The organism is Flavobacterium sp. N2038, assembly GCF_025947185.1.
Classification (GTDB): Bacteria; Bacteroidota; Bacteroidia; order Flavobacteriales; family Flavobacteriaceae; genus Flavobacterium.
The window spans coordinates 1,763,685-1,777,856 of the sequence record NZ_CP110001.1 but is presented as its reverse complement, the minus strand read 5'-3'; the positions used below and the strand labels follow the sequence as shown (position 1 = coordinate 1,777,856).

The following is a 14,172-nucleotide window of genomic DNA, read 5'->3' as shown; positions in this document are numbered from 1 at the left end:
ATTCTTACCCTACTTTGAAAGACATTCTTTTGATATTCAAAAACAACGACCTATCTTTAGCGATTCAATCTTTTTTACCTGCAAAAAATGAAATCGAGTTTTTCCATAGCTTTTCTGTCTGTTATTTTATTTTCTTCTTTTAATCTGAAAACAGAAAAGAAACCGATCATTTGTTCCTCTCAAAAAACACAAACAGAAATCAACCGCGATTCGATTATTAATTACGCTAAAAAATATTTGGGAACACCTTACTTATATGGCAGCAGCAACCCCAAAAAAGGTTTTGACTGTTCAGGCTTTGTGGGTTATGTTTTCAGTAATTCCGGGTTAACATTACCAAGAAGCTCAAGTGGCTATAAAAATATAAGCAAAGCTTTAAAACCAGAGGAGTTTAAAATTGGAGATGTTTTAGTTTTCTATGGATATAAAAACAGAAACGTTGTAGGACATGTTGGCATTATCTGCGAAGCCAACGGAATGCAGTCTAAATTTATTCATGCTTCATCCGGAAAAGCTCAACAAGTAACCATAACAGCACTTGATACAGAACATTATACTAAACGTTTTTATAAGTGTATTGATGTCTTGTCAAATTAGTTCTTTTGCCACAAATTACACTAATTTCCACGAATTAAATTTTATGAGTATTTCAAATAAAAAATTAGTAAAAATTAGTGTAATTTATGGCAAACTTAAATCATTCTTCTGTTAAGAGTTTAATCAGACTTTCATCTCTTCCATAGATATCTTTGTAGAAATTTAACTGTCCTTCGCGGTCAACCCAGGCAGTAAAATAACCAATATAAACGGGAACTTTTTTCTTTAAAGTATACCAGCTTTCTTTTCCGGCGTGCATTGCTTTATCAATTCTGGCAGGAGTCCAGCTTGGATCTGGTTTTAATAATTCGATTGCCAGTTCACGTGGTTTTGCTACACGCACACAGCCGTGACTAAAAGCTCTGTTTTCTCTTTCGAACAAACTTTTTGAAGGCGTATCATGCAAATAGATATTACTTGAGTTTGGAAACAAAAACTTAACTAATCCCAAAGAATTATTTTTCCCCGGAAGCTGACGTACAGCTCCATTATTCCATTCCAGATTCCTCTGTGCTAAATAGTTTTTATTCTTAGCCATTCCGGGCTTAATCTCTTTGTTTATAATACTTGTGGGAACATTCCAATACGGGCTAAAAACAATATTATTCATCATTCCACTAAAAATAACGGTTTTGGTCATTGCTTTTCCAACCACAACAGCCGATGTAAAAGCAATTTTTCCATCTTCGATTAAATACAATTTAAATTCCGGAATATTAACTTCAATATATTTTTGACCTTTTTCAAGTTCGGGATCAATCCATCTACAACGTTCCATATTAACGATAATGGTTTTGATTCTCTCTGAAACCGGAATATTCAAATCATCAATATGTTCTAATAAAATAGTGTTTTTTGGTGTATATCCATGACGTACCTCATAATTCTTCATCGATTTCATTAAAACAGAATCGCAAATGGCACTCTTGCTATCTTCTTTAAGATTTCCGGTTATAAAAAGTCTCTCTCTAATCTGAGCAACAACCTGTGATGAATCACCTAATTTTAAACTTTTATAAGTATCTCCAATTTCAATTGTTTTCCACCCTCCTCTTTTTTCAATTTCTCTGTATTTTTTCAAAACATCTCTCAGTTTGTAGTACTGACTAAACATTTTGCTTTTATGATCGTCACTTATTGTCGATTTCTTAAAAATAGAATCGGTCAGAACCTGATAATTAAGTTTTTTGCGAGGCAAAAGCCACTCCAGAGATTTGGTAGTTTTCTCGTCAAAACCTGCATAAACTTTATCTGCATAATAAAAAAACAGATTAGAAATTATTAAGTCTGTATCTTCTTTTGATAACTTATTATCTGTATTACTTTCAAATACAATATTTAGTTCTTTATAAGGGAAATTGGCTTTTAATCCTTCTTCATCCAAACCTTTATATTTATTAAACAAAGTATGTGCAAATTCATCCACACCTTTATTGTCCTGCCATAACTGAGTCGATTTATTTTTTTTGTATAATGCCAAAACTTCATCCTGAAATTTTGCCAATTTTGGGTACGCCGTATAAAATGCAGTAATTTTCGTGCTGTCTATTGTAAGTTTAAGTTCCGGTATTTCGGCTTTTACTTTAGTCTTATTCTCTTCTTTTTTATCGGTTTTAGAGTTACATGAAACTACTGCTAAAAGAAGTATTATGGCAGCAAATGGACACCAGATTTTCATAATAATATTTTTAATAAAAATAGGAAAGTTTTGCTTAAAAAAAATTAATTCTAAAAATAAAAGCTGAAAAAACGGAGCAAAAAAAAGCTCCAAATATATTACCTATTTGGAGCTTCCACGATATAACCAACCTATTAAAATTCTTTTAGATAACCGTTCCTTTTAAAGTAAGTACTTTTGGAGCAGTTTCGGCACTTGTTGTAACAGTTACAGTTTTTGTAAAAGCACCTTTGTTTGCTGCATTATAAGTTGCAGTAACTTTTGCTGATTTCCCTGGTAAAATTGGTTCTTTTGTATAATCTGTAGCTGTACAACCACAAGACCCCTGAACGTTTGTAATAACCACAGCTGTTTTTCCTGTGTTTTTAAATTCATAAACAATTGCTTTTGGAGTTCCCTGAGGAATTTGTCCTACATCAATTGTTTCTGCTTTCCAGACAATTGCAGAAGCAGTAGTTTCTACAGTTTTATTTTCTGAAGCTAAAGACTGAACCGGAGCAATTGCAGAAAAAGACATTAGGCCTAAAGCCAAAGCTAACATCGAAATTTTGATCATTTTCATAATGGATATATTTAAAATGGTTTATAGTTCAATTTGATATTTCAAAAGTAATTCAGACAGAATCAAATCGCTGTTAACCAGTTTCAAATCTTTGTTAATGACTTGTTAATCGCTTATTTTAGCCTTAAAAATGATTAATATTACACTTTTAAAATGCCTTTTTCTTGAAAATTAACAGACTTAACAGTATCATCCTCCTCGGATTAATTGCCATTATAAGCATTTTGGTAGCGCAATTGCTTTGGACAAAAGAAGCTTTTACATTAGAACAAAAAAAACTGAGCCAGAAAGCCCACATCGCACTGCTTGAAGTTGCCAGAAAATTATATGAAGGAAAAGATCACGAGCCATCGTGTCAAAATCCTGTTCGAAAAGTTTCTAACGATTATTATATTGTAAACATCGACAATGAGTTTGAACCCGATATTTTAGAATTTTATTTAAGATCAGAATTCAAAAAAATGAATATTACAACTGATTTTGAATATGCGATGTACAATTGCCAAAGCGATGAAATGGTGTATGGAAATTATATTTCTTTGTCTCAAAAAGCAAAAGCAAAAAAGACAGTTACTTTTCCTAAACATAAAAATCTTGTTTACTACTTTGCCGTTCGTTTTCCAAATGAAACGACTTACTTATTCAGTTCAATGCGTTTTTGGTTTGTGCTTTCGACTGCTTTAATTTTGATTTTATTAATTTATGTGTATTCGATTTTTAAACTTTTACAGCAAAAAAAATACTCTGAATTGCAACGGGATTTTATCAATAATATGACGCATGAGTTTAAAACACCTTTATCTTCAATTTTAATTGCATCAAAATACTTAATAGAACAAAATCCAATTAAGGAAGATAAAAAACTGCATACTTATACTGATATTATAATCAATCAGAGCAATAAACTGAATAATCATATTGAGAAGATTTTGAATATTGCCAAATCAGATTATGCTCCTTTGGAATTAAAAAAAGAAACTGTTTTAATTGTTCCGATTATTGAAGAAACGATTCAAAACATTCAATTAAAATATCCGGATGCTTTTATAAATATTGAAACCGATTCCGATCAATATCAAATTGAGACCGACTCTTTTCATTTTGCCAATCTAGTTTATAATCTACTCGATAACGCTGTAAAGTATAGTGTAGAAAAGCCAGAAATCATTATTCACATTACAACCACAAATCAGGTTTTAAAACTGGCCTTTAAAGATAATGGTATTGGAATTTCTTCTAAAAATATTTCGTTTATCTTTGATAAGTTTTACAGAGCCCAGAACGAGAAAAGTAATGAAGTAAATGGTTTTGGACTTGGTTTGTATTATGTAAAAGAAATTTGCACCCTTCAAAACTGGAAAATAAAAGCTGAAAACAATACTGAAAGCGGCATTACCGTAACATTGTCAATTCCTTACAAAAAATGAAACAATTCAAAATACTTTATACCGAAGATGATGAAACTTTAGCTTTTTTGACTAAAGATAATCTGGAACAAAACAATTATGAGGTAATACATTGTTGTGACGGAAAATTGGGTTTAGAAGTCTTTAAAAAAGAAAGTTTTGACATTTGCATCCTGGATATTATGATGCCAAAAATGGACGGTTTTGAATTGGCCTCAGAAATTAGAAAACTTGATACCGACATTCCAATCATTTTCCTTTCGGCAAAGACATTAAAAGAAGACCGTATTAAAGGTTTACGCTTAGGTGCCGATGATTATTTGGTGAAACCTTTTAGCATTGAAGAGTTGATGCTGAAGATTGAGGTTTTCCTGAAACGTTCTCATAAAAATAATAAAGTCGAAAAATCAGTGTATGAAATTGGCAAATATCAATTTGATACTAAAAATTTTATTCTTTTTAATACTGACGAAAAAATTGGATTAACCCAGCGTGAAGCTGAATTACTGAAACTTTTCCTTGACAATAAAAATTTAGTTTTAAAAAGAGAACAAATCTTAACTGCACTTTGGGGAACTGATGACTATTTTATGGGGAGGAGTTTAGATGTATTTATTTCGCGTCTTCGCAAGATTCTAACACATGAAAAGGGTATTTCTATTGAAAACTTACATGGGATTGGGTTTCGATTTTCTATTGAATAACAACACCATATTTTCTGACGCAACTGAAATCTTAAATATTAACAATTCTGTTAAAAATAAAGAAAAATGTGTAAATGCATTTTAGAAAATCTTTGTATTTTTAAGTTCTAATTTTGTCAGATATGAAAATACATCATTTGCGAAATGCTACCTTAGTAATTGAAACAGATCAGCATGTAATTTTAGTTGATCCGATGTTAGGAAAGAGAAAAACAATTTCGCCTTTTACAATCTTTCGTTACAAACCTAAAAGAAATCCGCTTGTAGCTTTACCCAAAAACAGTAGAGAAATTTTGAGTAAAGTAACGCACTGCTTAATTACACATTTACATCCGGATCATATTGATAAAGCGGGAGAAGTTTTTTTAAGACGAAAAAGCATCGCTGTTATTTGCAGTATAAAAGATGAAAAAGAACTTTCGAAAAGAGGTTTAAATATTGTTCAGACTCTTAATTATTGGGAGCCACAGCCTTTTCTTGACGGGAAAATTATTGGAATTCCTGCTCTTCATGGTTATGGATTCATTGCTAAACTTATGGGAAATGTAATGGGGTTTTATATTGAACTTGCCAATGAAAAATCTATTTACATAAGTTCTGATACTATATTTACTGATGATGTACAAAAAGCATTAATTGAACTCAAACCAGATATTGCGACCGTTGCCTGTGGCACAGCAAGATTAGATTTTGGACAACCCTTGTTAATGCGAATGAATGATATTTTGAAATTTACTGCACTTGCTCCGGGAAAGGTTTTTGCCAATCATCTTGAAGCTTTAAACCATTGTCCGACCACTCGGGAAGAATTAAAAAAGGCTCTTTTAGAAAATGATCTTTTATCTAAAACTGCTATTCCAAATGATGGATCTGCAGTTGAATATTAGTTTACAAAACCAATAGTCCAAATTCGCGCAACGTATTTACAGGTTTTGAATACCAAAACAATTCAAAATCTTCCAGTGAAGCCCGACTTTCGAAATCATTTTTGACTTCCTGAAAAGTGTAATTTTTCACACCCGAAACCGAAATATTTGTCAAAATAGATTGTAGCCATTCCCCCTCGTCCTTGCTGGTTTGAATGGTAAAACTTTCTTTTTTATCATGAAAAGTCAACGACATCATTTCCCAACTTCTGCCTTTTTTGGATTTTGTAAAAATATCTATTGACGGTTTTCCGCCAAGCCAGACTACTTTTGCATTTGGCTTTGTGTTGAAATCATTTTGCTCTTCTAAAGCATTAAAAATAAAATCAGGATGGATTTTTGTTTTTGGAATTTTAAAATCAAACCAATCTTGCAATTCGTAATCAAAACAGATGCCGTGCATGAAATTGAAAAGTGATTTTTTTAATCCAAAACTGAATTTATCGTGATTGATCCCTGTTGAATCGGTATATTCAATATCGTTATTGGCAAAAGTTCCAATAGCTTCTGTTTTTTTTGTTACCCCAAATTGTTCCGGATACAGTCCAACCGGACTATGAGCAGTTAACGCAAATTGATGCCAAAAACCAGATTGTAAAACTCCGGCCTCAAACAATTGACGAACCATTTCGAGACTGTCTATTGTTTCCTGAATCGTTTGTGTTGGATATCCGTACATTAAATACGCATGTACCATCACTCCTGCTTCGGTAAAATTTCGGGTCACTTTTGCAACTTGTTCGACTGTAACACCTTTGTCTATTAATTTCAATAATCGGTCTGAAGCTACCTCTAAACCACCGGAAACTGCAATACAGCCGGAAGCTTTTAGCAATAAACATAAATCTTTAGAAAAGCTTTTTTCAAATCGAATGTTAGTCCACCAGGTTACTGCCAGTTTTCGCTTTAAAATTTCAAGTGCCAAAGCACGCATTAAAGCCGGTGGCGCAGCTTCATCTACAAAGTGAAATCCGTTTTGACCTGTCTTCTCTATTAATTCTTCGATTCGGTCACAAAGCAAACTTGCTGCAACGGGTTCGTAAACTTTGATATAATCTAATGAAATATCACAGAAAGTACATTTCCCCCAATAACAACCGTGTGCCATGGTAAGTTTATTCCAACGTCCGTCACTCCACATTCTATGCATTGGATTTACAATTTCGATAACCGAAATATATTTATCCAAAGGCAAATCTGAATAATCCGGTGTTCCAACATAAGCTTGTTTGTAATCGTGCTTTAGGGAATTATTCTTGTAAATAACTTCTCCATTTTCTAATAAAAATGTTCTTTTATAGGAATCAGAACTTGGATTTTCTAAATTGAAAATTAATTCCTCAATTGGAACTTCGCCATCATCTAAAGTTATAAAATCGAAGAATTCAAAAACACGTTTATCCGAAAGTGAGCGCAATTCTGTATTTGGGAAACCACCACCCATTGAAATTTTAATTTCGGGATGATTTTCTTTTACCCATTGTGCACATCGAAAGGCACTATATAAATTCCCGGGAAAAGGGACAGAAATCAAAAACAAAGTAGGCTTTACAACTTCTATTTTAGCCTTTAAAAGCGAAATTAAAATTGAATCAATGTAAGTTGGCTCTTGTTGTAAAGCTTCGTACAATTCATCAAAAGAATTGGCACTTCGTCCCAAACGTTCAGCATATCGGCTGAAACCAAAATTTTCATCGACGCATTCTACAATAAAATCCGAAATATCTTCGAGATATAAAGTAGCCAAATGTTTTGCTTTGTCCTGCGTTCCCATTGTACCAAATGCCCAGTCAAGTTCTTCAAGCTGCGCAAAACGGGAAGCTTCGGGCAGAAAATCCTCCTGACAAATCTGCAAGGCCAAAGTTGGATTTTTCCCTTGCAAAAACTGAATTACGGGATCAATCGTTTTGGTGTATTCGTCTTGAAGAGCAAAAATACGTTTTGAATTATCTGAAATCGTATTTCCAACAACATCAAACCTGAAACTTGAAACCTGAAACAACTCTAAAAGCCCTTTTTTAGAAAACAATTCCAGAATCACATCAATACCCAAATCTGCCTGAACAGATTCTATATTCTTTGTATTCAAAAAACCTTTTATATACGCCGTTGCCGGATACGGAGTATTCAGTTGTGTAAATGGAGGCGTAATTACAAAAAGCTTCGTTTTCAAAGGGAATTATTTTTTTTGCAAAAATACGAGATATTTGTAGACTTTTATGGGAAAGATTTTATAACTGCACGTTTTGATTTTTTGATTTTGCTTTGTAGATATTTAATTACATTTGTTGCTATCCAAAACAAACCTATGAAACGCAAATTACTTTTAGTTTTTTTGTTTTTTTCTTTATTCTTCTGTAATACTAGTAAAGCTCAAGATTTTCAATGGGTAAGACAAATAGGAGATAAAGAAACAGATGAAGCAGAATCAATAGAAGTGGATAATAATGGTAATTCTTATTCTATTGGTGTCGCACAATCTTATACCTATGATCTTGATCCTACTCCAAATGGGACTCAGATTATTGATAATCGTTCTACTCCATTTTCTCCGTACAGAGATATTTACTTAATTAAGTTAAAAAGCAACGGTGACTTTGCCTGGGGGAAAACATTTGGCAACTTAAAATCCGGACAATATGCCTACAAAGTAAAGCTAGGCCCAGATGGCAATATTTATCTTTTTTCACAAACTGCAGATCATATTCCTAATCAAATTGACTCTTATATTACTATTGTAAAAATTTCTCCAGACGGAAATGAACTATCACAAATTAAAATAAAAAATCCGGGATCCTTTTTTACCAATAGCTTTGACATTGATAATCAAAACAATCTTCTTGTTAGCGGCTGGTTTGTAAACTCAAAAACTTTAAACTTCAATGGTACTGATGTAAAGTTTGAATCACAGAATAGTATTGCTTCATACATTTTTAAACTAGATAATTCAGGGAATTTCATCTGGAAAAAAATATTTGATACTCCTCAATTATCTAATGTCACAATTCAGACAAAACCTGATGGAAATATTATTGCTGCTTTAAACAGTTCTGATCAAAGCTCTCCAACGTGTTCTGTATTAAACATTAATACTACCAATGCAAATATCATTTGGGAAAAAAAATTATCACAGCAAAGTATAAATACTTTTCATCTGGATCGTAATGGAAATATTATTATAGCAGGCAGTAATGGAGTTTATCAAGGTTCTATTGATGTTGATCCTTCGCCCAACATAGTAAATACCGCTTCACAGAAGTTTTTGCTATGGCTTGACCGCAATGGGAATTTTCTAGATTTAAAAGAATATTTTGTTGCACAGTTTTCGGCAGACTTTAGAATGTGGAAAATAGAAAGTGATGCTCAAAACAATATTTATTTAGCTGGTGATTTTGCAGGAAAAATTGATGTAGATCCTTCTCCAAATACTTTTTTCTTAGAGAATCCCTATGGAACGATTCAATATGGATCTGGTTATGTGATAAAATTTGATTCAAGTAGGAATTTCGATAAAGCCTATACCTTAATTTCTAACTATCGCTCACTTGTAAAAGATCTAAAGATTAGAAATAAAAGTATGTACCTCTTAGGAGACTTTAACTGGGAATGTGATTTTGATCCCGGAAACGGCACTCAAAAATTGAATACTTTGCATGGAGGAGCTGTAGTTTCATCCGACGGTTTCATTGTTAAACTTAGTCCATGTGATTCATCAAAACCCGATGGCGATGAAAACCAGCTTTTTTGTGCAAGCCAAAATGCAACAATTGCCGATTTAGTCCCTAATCTTAGCGGTATAAAATGGTATGATAATGCTATAAATGGAAATGTCTTATCTAACACAACAATTCTGCAAGATGGAAAAGTCTATTATGCTTCTCAGACATTAAATAGTTGCGAAACTGAAAGATTAGCTGTTACTGTAAAAGTTACCAATATTCCAGATGCACCAAGAATAGATACGACTCCGGCATTCTGCAAAAAAGAAAATGCAACTTTAGGCAACCTTCAAATGTTAGGACAAAATATAAAATGGTATGATACTGTTTTTTCTGCAGCCACTTTACCTAATACTACTTTATTAGAAGATAACAGAACATACTATGCATCGCAAACTATTGGTTGCGAAGGCGACAGAACTCCGGTTTTGGTTCGGGTTTACAATACCGAATTACCTTCTGGAAAAAATAATCAACAATTTTGTATTGATCAAATGGCAACAATCGAAAATCTAACTATAAATGGAACCCATATCAAATGGTACGATACTGCAACAAACGGAAATATTCTACCACAAACTACTTTATTACAAAACGGTGTTTATTATGCCACACAAACACTTAATAATTGTGAAAGTGAACGATTTTCTATTACAGTAAAAGTACAAGATACTCAAAACCCAATTGCAGATTCTCCACAACAATTCTGTATTCAGAAAAACGCAAAAATCAGTGATATCAAAATCAACGGACAAATTATAAAGTGGTATGAAAGCAGTTCTTCCTCAATTAATCTGTCTGAATCAACTTTACTGGAAAACGGAATTACTTATTATGCTTCTCAAACCATTAACAATTGTGAAAGTGACAGGATTCCCGTAACAATAAGTATTTTGGAAGCTACAACCGGAGATTGTATCAATTTTGTTGAGGAACTTCCATATCCAAAATTCTTTACTCCAAATAATGATACTTTCAATGATTACTGGACAATAGACTTTGCTTATTTAGCTCCTAATACGGGAATTAAAATCTATGACCGATATGGGAAGCTTATCAAAGAATTAAGCAAAAATACTTCCTGGGATGGAACTTATCTTGATCAGGAACTGCCTGCATCTGATTATTGGTTTATTGTAACCCGATTAAATGGAAAAGAATACAGAGGTCATTTTAGTTTGAAAAGATAGATTTTTATAATGCAAAGTCTGCAATTCAAATCGCTATTTGAATTGCGGACTTTGCAGTTTTGCAGTTTGAAAAACTCTTAAAATTTATGTTCCTCTCTACTTATAACTAGAAACGAAATTAAGGATATAAATGCTGCAACTGTTAAATACAACCCCACATAGCTTACACTATAAGTAGAGGCCAACCAAATCGCTATCATAGGTGCAAAAGCAGCTCCAAGAATTCCAGCCATATTAAAAGTCAAAGATGCACCGGAATATCGAACATTTGTTGGAAACAACTCTGATAAAAATGTTCCTAAAGGCCCATAAGTGAATCCCATTAAAGACATTCCGATACAGGCAAAAGTGGTAACTAAAGTAATGTTTCCGGAACTTAAAAAATAAGAAAAGAAGAATCCAAAAACTGCAATAGCTGCAGTAGCTATAATAAGCATTTTACGACGTCCGATTTTATCTGCCACTACAGCAGAAACAGGAATAAAAATAGCAAAAAACAATACCGAAAATAGTTGTATTAATAATCCGTCTCTTTTAACAATTCCTAAATCTGAAGTTGCCCAACTTAATGTAAAAACAGTCATTAAATAAAAAACCAAAAAAGTTGTTATTGCTGCAAGTGTTCCGAAAATCAATTGGTTTTTATACGACTTAACCAACTCCAGGAAAGGTACTTTTACTTCTTCCTGTTCTTTTTTTGAATTTTCAAACGAAGGTGTTTCTGTAATTTTTGTTCGGATATAAAAACCAACTACAACCAAAAGTGAACTTGCAATAAAAGGAATTCTCCAGCCATAATTCATAAAATCTTCATTACTCATAGAATCAGTTAACAATAAAAAAGTACCTCCGGAAAGCAATAATCCAATCGGAGCACCCAATTGTGGAAACATACCATACCAAGCACGTTTATTTGGCGGCGCATTTTCAATAGCCAATAAAACAGCTCCTCCCCACTCTCCTCCTAAACCAACACCTTGTCCAAATCTGCATAACATCAACAATAAAGGAGCTGCAACACCAATACTGGCGTAACTTGGCAAAAAACCAATTGCTACTGTAGAAATTCCCATAGTTAACAAAGCTGCAACTAAAGTAAATTTACGTCCAATTTTATCTCCGTAATGCCCAAAAAAAGCAGACCCTAAAGGACGTGATAAAAAAGCGATTGAGAAAGTAGCTAACGATTCTAACGTAGCCATCGTTGAGTCTGCGCTTGGAAAAAATAATTGAGGAAAAACCAATACTGCTGCATTGGCATAAATATAAAAATCAAAAAATTCGATGGTGGTGCCGATTAAGCTTCCAAAAAGAACATGTTTTAAAGAGTTCTTCTTATTTGGGTCATTTTTCATGTAAAACAGATATAACTTTTTTTTCGGTTACAAAAATAGAGTTTCATTGTTAATAATTCACATCTATACCCACTAGTTTTAAAACACTTTTACTTTTTTAACAAATTTCATATATTTTATATTAAACACACTTACTCTACAACCAAAAATAAAAACCTCATTTTATGATCATTAAAAGAAAAAACAGAAATCAAATCATAAGCAATCGTTAAAAGCATTTTTAACTGCATATTTTCATTAAATTTACAGCTATCAAAAATAAATCTAAAATTATGCCTACCGACTGTATCAGCTATCAAACTTCAGGATATTTCTCGACCTTGATACAAGATTATTTAGATCAAAAAACTGCTTTACGCCCCTTATACAATCATTTTCCTACTCTGGAAAATTTTGAAAAACAAATCACTGAAAAGCAATTAAATTTTGATGCCACCAACAGAATTCCATTGGTTCAGACTTTAAAAAAACAATATCAAAATATTGAAATTTCAGATTTAACGAAACAAAATATTGAGCTTTTAGCTTTAGAAAACACATTCACTATTACAACCGGGCATCAGTTAAATTTATTTAGCGGTCCGCTTTATTTCTTATATAAAATCATTTCGACTATTAATTTAACCAAAGAGTTAAAATCGAAATACCCAACATACAATTTTGTTCCGATTTACTGGATGGCAACAGAAGATCATGACTTTGAAGAAATTAATTATTTTAATTTTAAAGGAAAAAAGTTTAGATGGAACAAAGAAAGTACAGGTCCTGTGGGCCGGCTTTCGACTGAAGGCTTGACTGAATTTTTCGAAATTTATTCTTCAGAATTAGGTTCAAGTTCGAATGCAAACACTTTAAAAAATCTTTTTGAAGAGGCATATCTAAAACACGATAATCTGGCTGATGCAACGCGTTATTTAGCCAATAGCTTATTTTCTGCTTACGGTTTGGTGATTTTAGATGCTGATGATGCTTATTTAAAACGTGCATTTATTCCGTATATAAAAGAAGAATTAGAGAATCAGACTTCTTATAAAACAGTTCAAAAAACAATTGAAGAACTAAAAGATTATACCATTCAGGTAAATCCTCGTGAGATTAATTTATTTTATATTGAAGATAATCTTCGTGAAAGAATCATTTTTGAGCATAATAAATACATCATTAATAATACTAAAACTTCATTTTCTAAAGAAGAAATTTTAAAATTATTGGAAAATAATCCTGAAAAATTTAGTCCAAATGTAATTATGCGTCCGTTATATCAGGAAATTATACTTCCTAATTTATGTTATATCGGCGGAGGCGGAGAAATTGCATACTGGTTAGAATTGAAATCATTCTTTGAAGCTGTAAACATTACTTTTCCTATACTTTTAGTCCGTAATTCTGTGCTCTTAAGTACGGAAAAACAAGCTCAAAAAGCCGACAAATTAGGATTAAGCTGGCACGATTTATTTACAAAACCTGCAAATTTAGTCAATAAGATAACACATAAACTATCTCCTTTTCCAATTGATTTAACTCCACAAAAAGAGATTCTGGAAAAACAATTTGAATATCTTTATGAACTGGCAAATCAAACTGACAAATCATTTTCAGGAGCTGTAAAAGCGCAGGAAGTAAAACAGAAAAAAGGTTTAGAAAATCTTGAAAAACGACTACTAAAAGCTCAAAAAAGAAAGCTTAGTAATCAATTACAACGCGTAACAGATTTACAATGTGAATTGTTTCCGAACAATAGTCTGCAAGAACGTCAAAGTAATTTTTCTGAATTTTATCTGGAGAAAGGCGAACAACTGGTTCCGCTTTTATTGCAAAAATTGAAACCCTTAGAAATGAATTTTAATATTATAACCATTTAAAAAATTAAAAAACCAGCCATGAACTCACTAATTATTCAAATAAAATTTGCGTAATTCGTGGCAAAAAAAAAAAAAATAAAACGTAACAATTCTGAGAAACAAATAACCACCTTCTTCTCTCCATTATTACAAATTAAACCAAATAGCGATTTTTAAAATTATTAACTAACCAA

Annotated in this window: 10 protein-coding genes; 6 read left to right on the top strand and 4 right to left on the bottom strand. The window is 32.4% G+C overall.

Annotated features, from left to right (window positions below; genetic code table 11):
* Positions 1-87 precede the first annotated feature (87 nt).
* On the top strand, positions 88-597 hold the full coding sequence (locus OLM51_RS08165; protein ID WP_264553824.1) for a C40 family peptidase: 510 nt from the start codon (positions 88-90) through the stop codon (positions 595-597).
* A 100-nt stretch (positions 598-697) separates the two neighbouring features.
* Here OLM51_RS08165 and OLM51_RS08160 read toward each other — a convergent pair whose 3' ends face one another.
* Both OLM51_RS08160 and OLM51_RS08155 read right to left on the bottom strand, forming a co-directional pair.
* Complete coding sequence (locus OLM51_RS08160) at positions 698-2,275, bottom strand: L,D-transpeptidase family protein (RefSeq protein ID WP_264553823.1); 1,578 nt, start codon at positions 2,273-2,275, stop codon at positions 698-700.
* Between the two features lie 145 nt (positions 2,276-2,420).
* Positions 2,421-2,837, bottom strand: a complete 417-nt coding sequence (locus tag OLM51_RS08155; protein WP_264553822.1) for a DUF1573 domain-containing protein — start codon at positions 2,835-2,837, stop codon at positions 2,421-2,423.
* A gap of 164 nt (positions 2,838-3,001) precedes the next feature.
* Between OLM51_RS08155 and OLM51_RS08150 the strand changes: the two genes are divergently transcribed.
* The 3 genes from OLM51_RS08150 (at position 3,002) to OLM51_RS08140 (ending at position 5,834) form a co-directional block, all read left to right on the top strand.
* Positions 3,002-4,264: a sensor histidine kinase gene (locus tag OLM51_RS08150; protein ID WP_264553821.1), complete on the top strand. Its 1,263-nt coding sequence runs from the start codon at positions 3,002-3,004 to the stop codon at positions 4,262-4,264.
* Positions 4,261-4,947 carry a response regulator transcription factor gene (locus tag OLM51_RS08145; RefSeq protein ID WP_264553820.1) on the top strand — a complete coding sequence of 229 codons (687 nt, stop codon included), beginning with the start codon at positions 4,261-4,263 and terminating at the stop codon, positions 4,945-4,947. The genes OLM51_RS08150 and OLM51_RS08145 overlap by 4 nt, the downstream gene beginning before the upstream one ends.
* Before the next feature lie 122 nt (positions 4,948-5,069).
* Positions 5,070-5,834, top strand: a complete 765-nt coding sequence (locus tag OLM51_RS08140) for an MBL fold metallo-hydrolase (RefSeq protein WP_264553819.1) — start codon at positions 5,070-5,072, stop codon at positions 5,832-5,834.
* A gap of 1 nt (position 5,835) precedes the next feature.
* Here OLM51_RS08140 and OLM51_RS08135 read toward each other — a convergent pair whose 3' ends face one another.
* Positions 5,836-8,046, bottom strand: coding sequence for a B12-binding domain-containing radical SAM protein (locus tag OLM51_RS08135; RefSeq protein WP_264553818.1), 2,211 nt, complete (start codon positions 8,044-8,046; stop codon positions 5,836-5,838).
* Between the two features lie 135 nt (positions 8,047-8,181).
* Here OLM51_RS08135 and OLM51_RS08130 point away from each other — a divergent pair, with 135 nt between their 5' ends.
* Positions 8,182-10,782, top strand: coding sequence for a T9SS type B sorting domain-containing protein (locus OLM51_RS08130; RefSeq protein WP_264553817.1), 2,601 nt, complete (start codon positions 8,182-8,184; stop codon positions 10,780-10,782).
* A gap of 77 nt (positions 10,783-10,859) precedes the next feature.
* On the opposite strand, the gene OLM51_RS08125 is transcribed toward OLM51_RS08130, so the two are convergent.
* Positions 10,860-12,137: an MFS transporter gene (locus OLM51_RS08125; protein WP_264553816.1), complete on the bottom strand. Its 1,278-nt coding sequence runs from the start codon at positions 12,135-12,137 to the stop codon at positions 10,860-10,862.
* Positions 12,138-12,409: 272 nt separating this feature from the next.
* Here OLM51_RS08125 and bshC point away from each other — a divergent pair, with 272 nt between their 5' ends.
* Positions 12,410-13,999: a bacillithiol biosynthesis cysteine-adding enzyme BshC gene (gene bshC / locus OLM51_RS08120; protein ID WP_264553815.1), complete on the top strand. Its 1,590-nt coding sequence runs from the start codon at positions 12,410-12,412 to the stop codon at positions 13,997-13,999.
* The last annotated feature ends 173 nt before the right edge of the window (positions 14,000-14,172 follow it).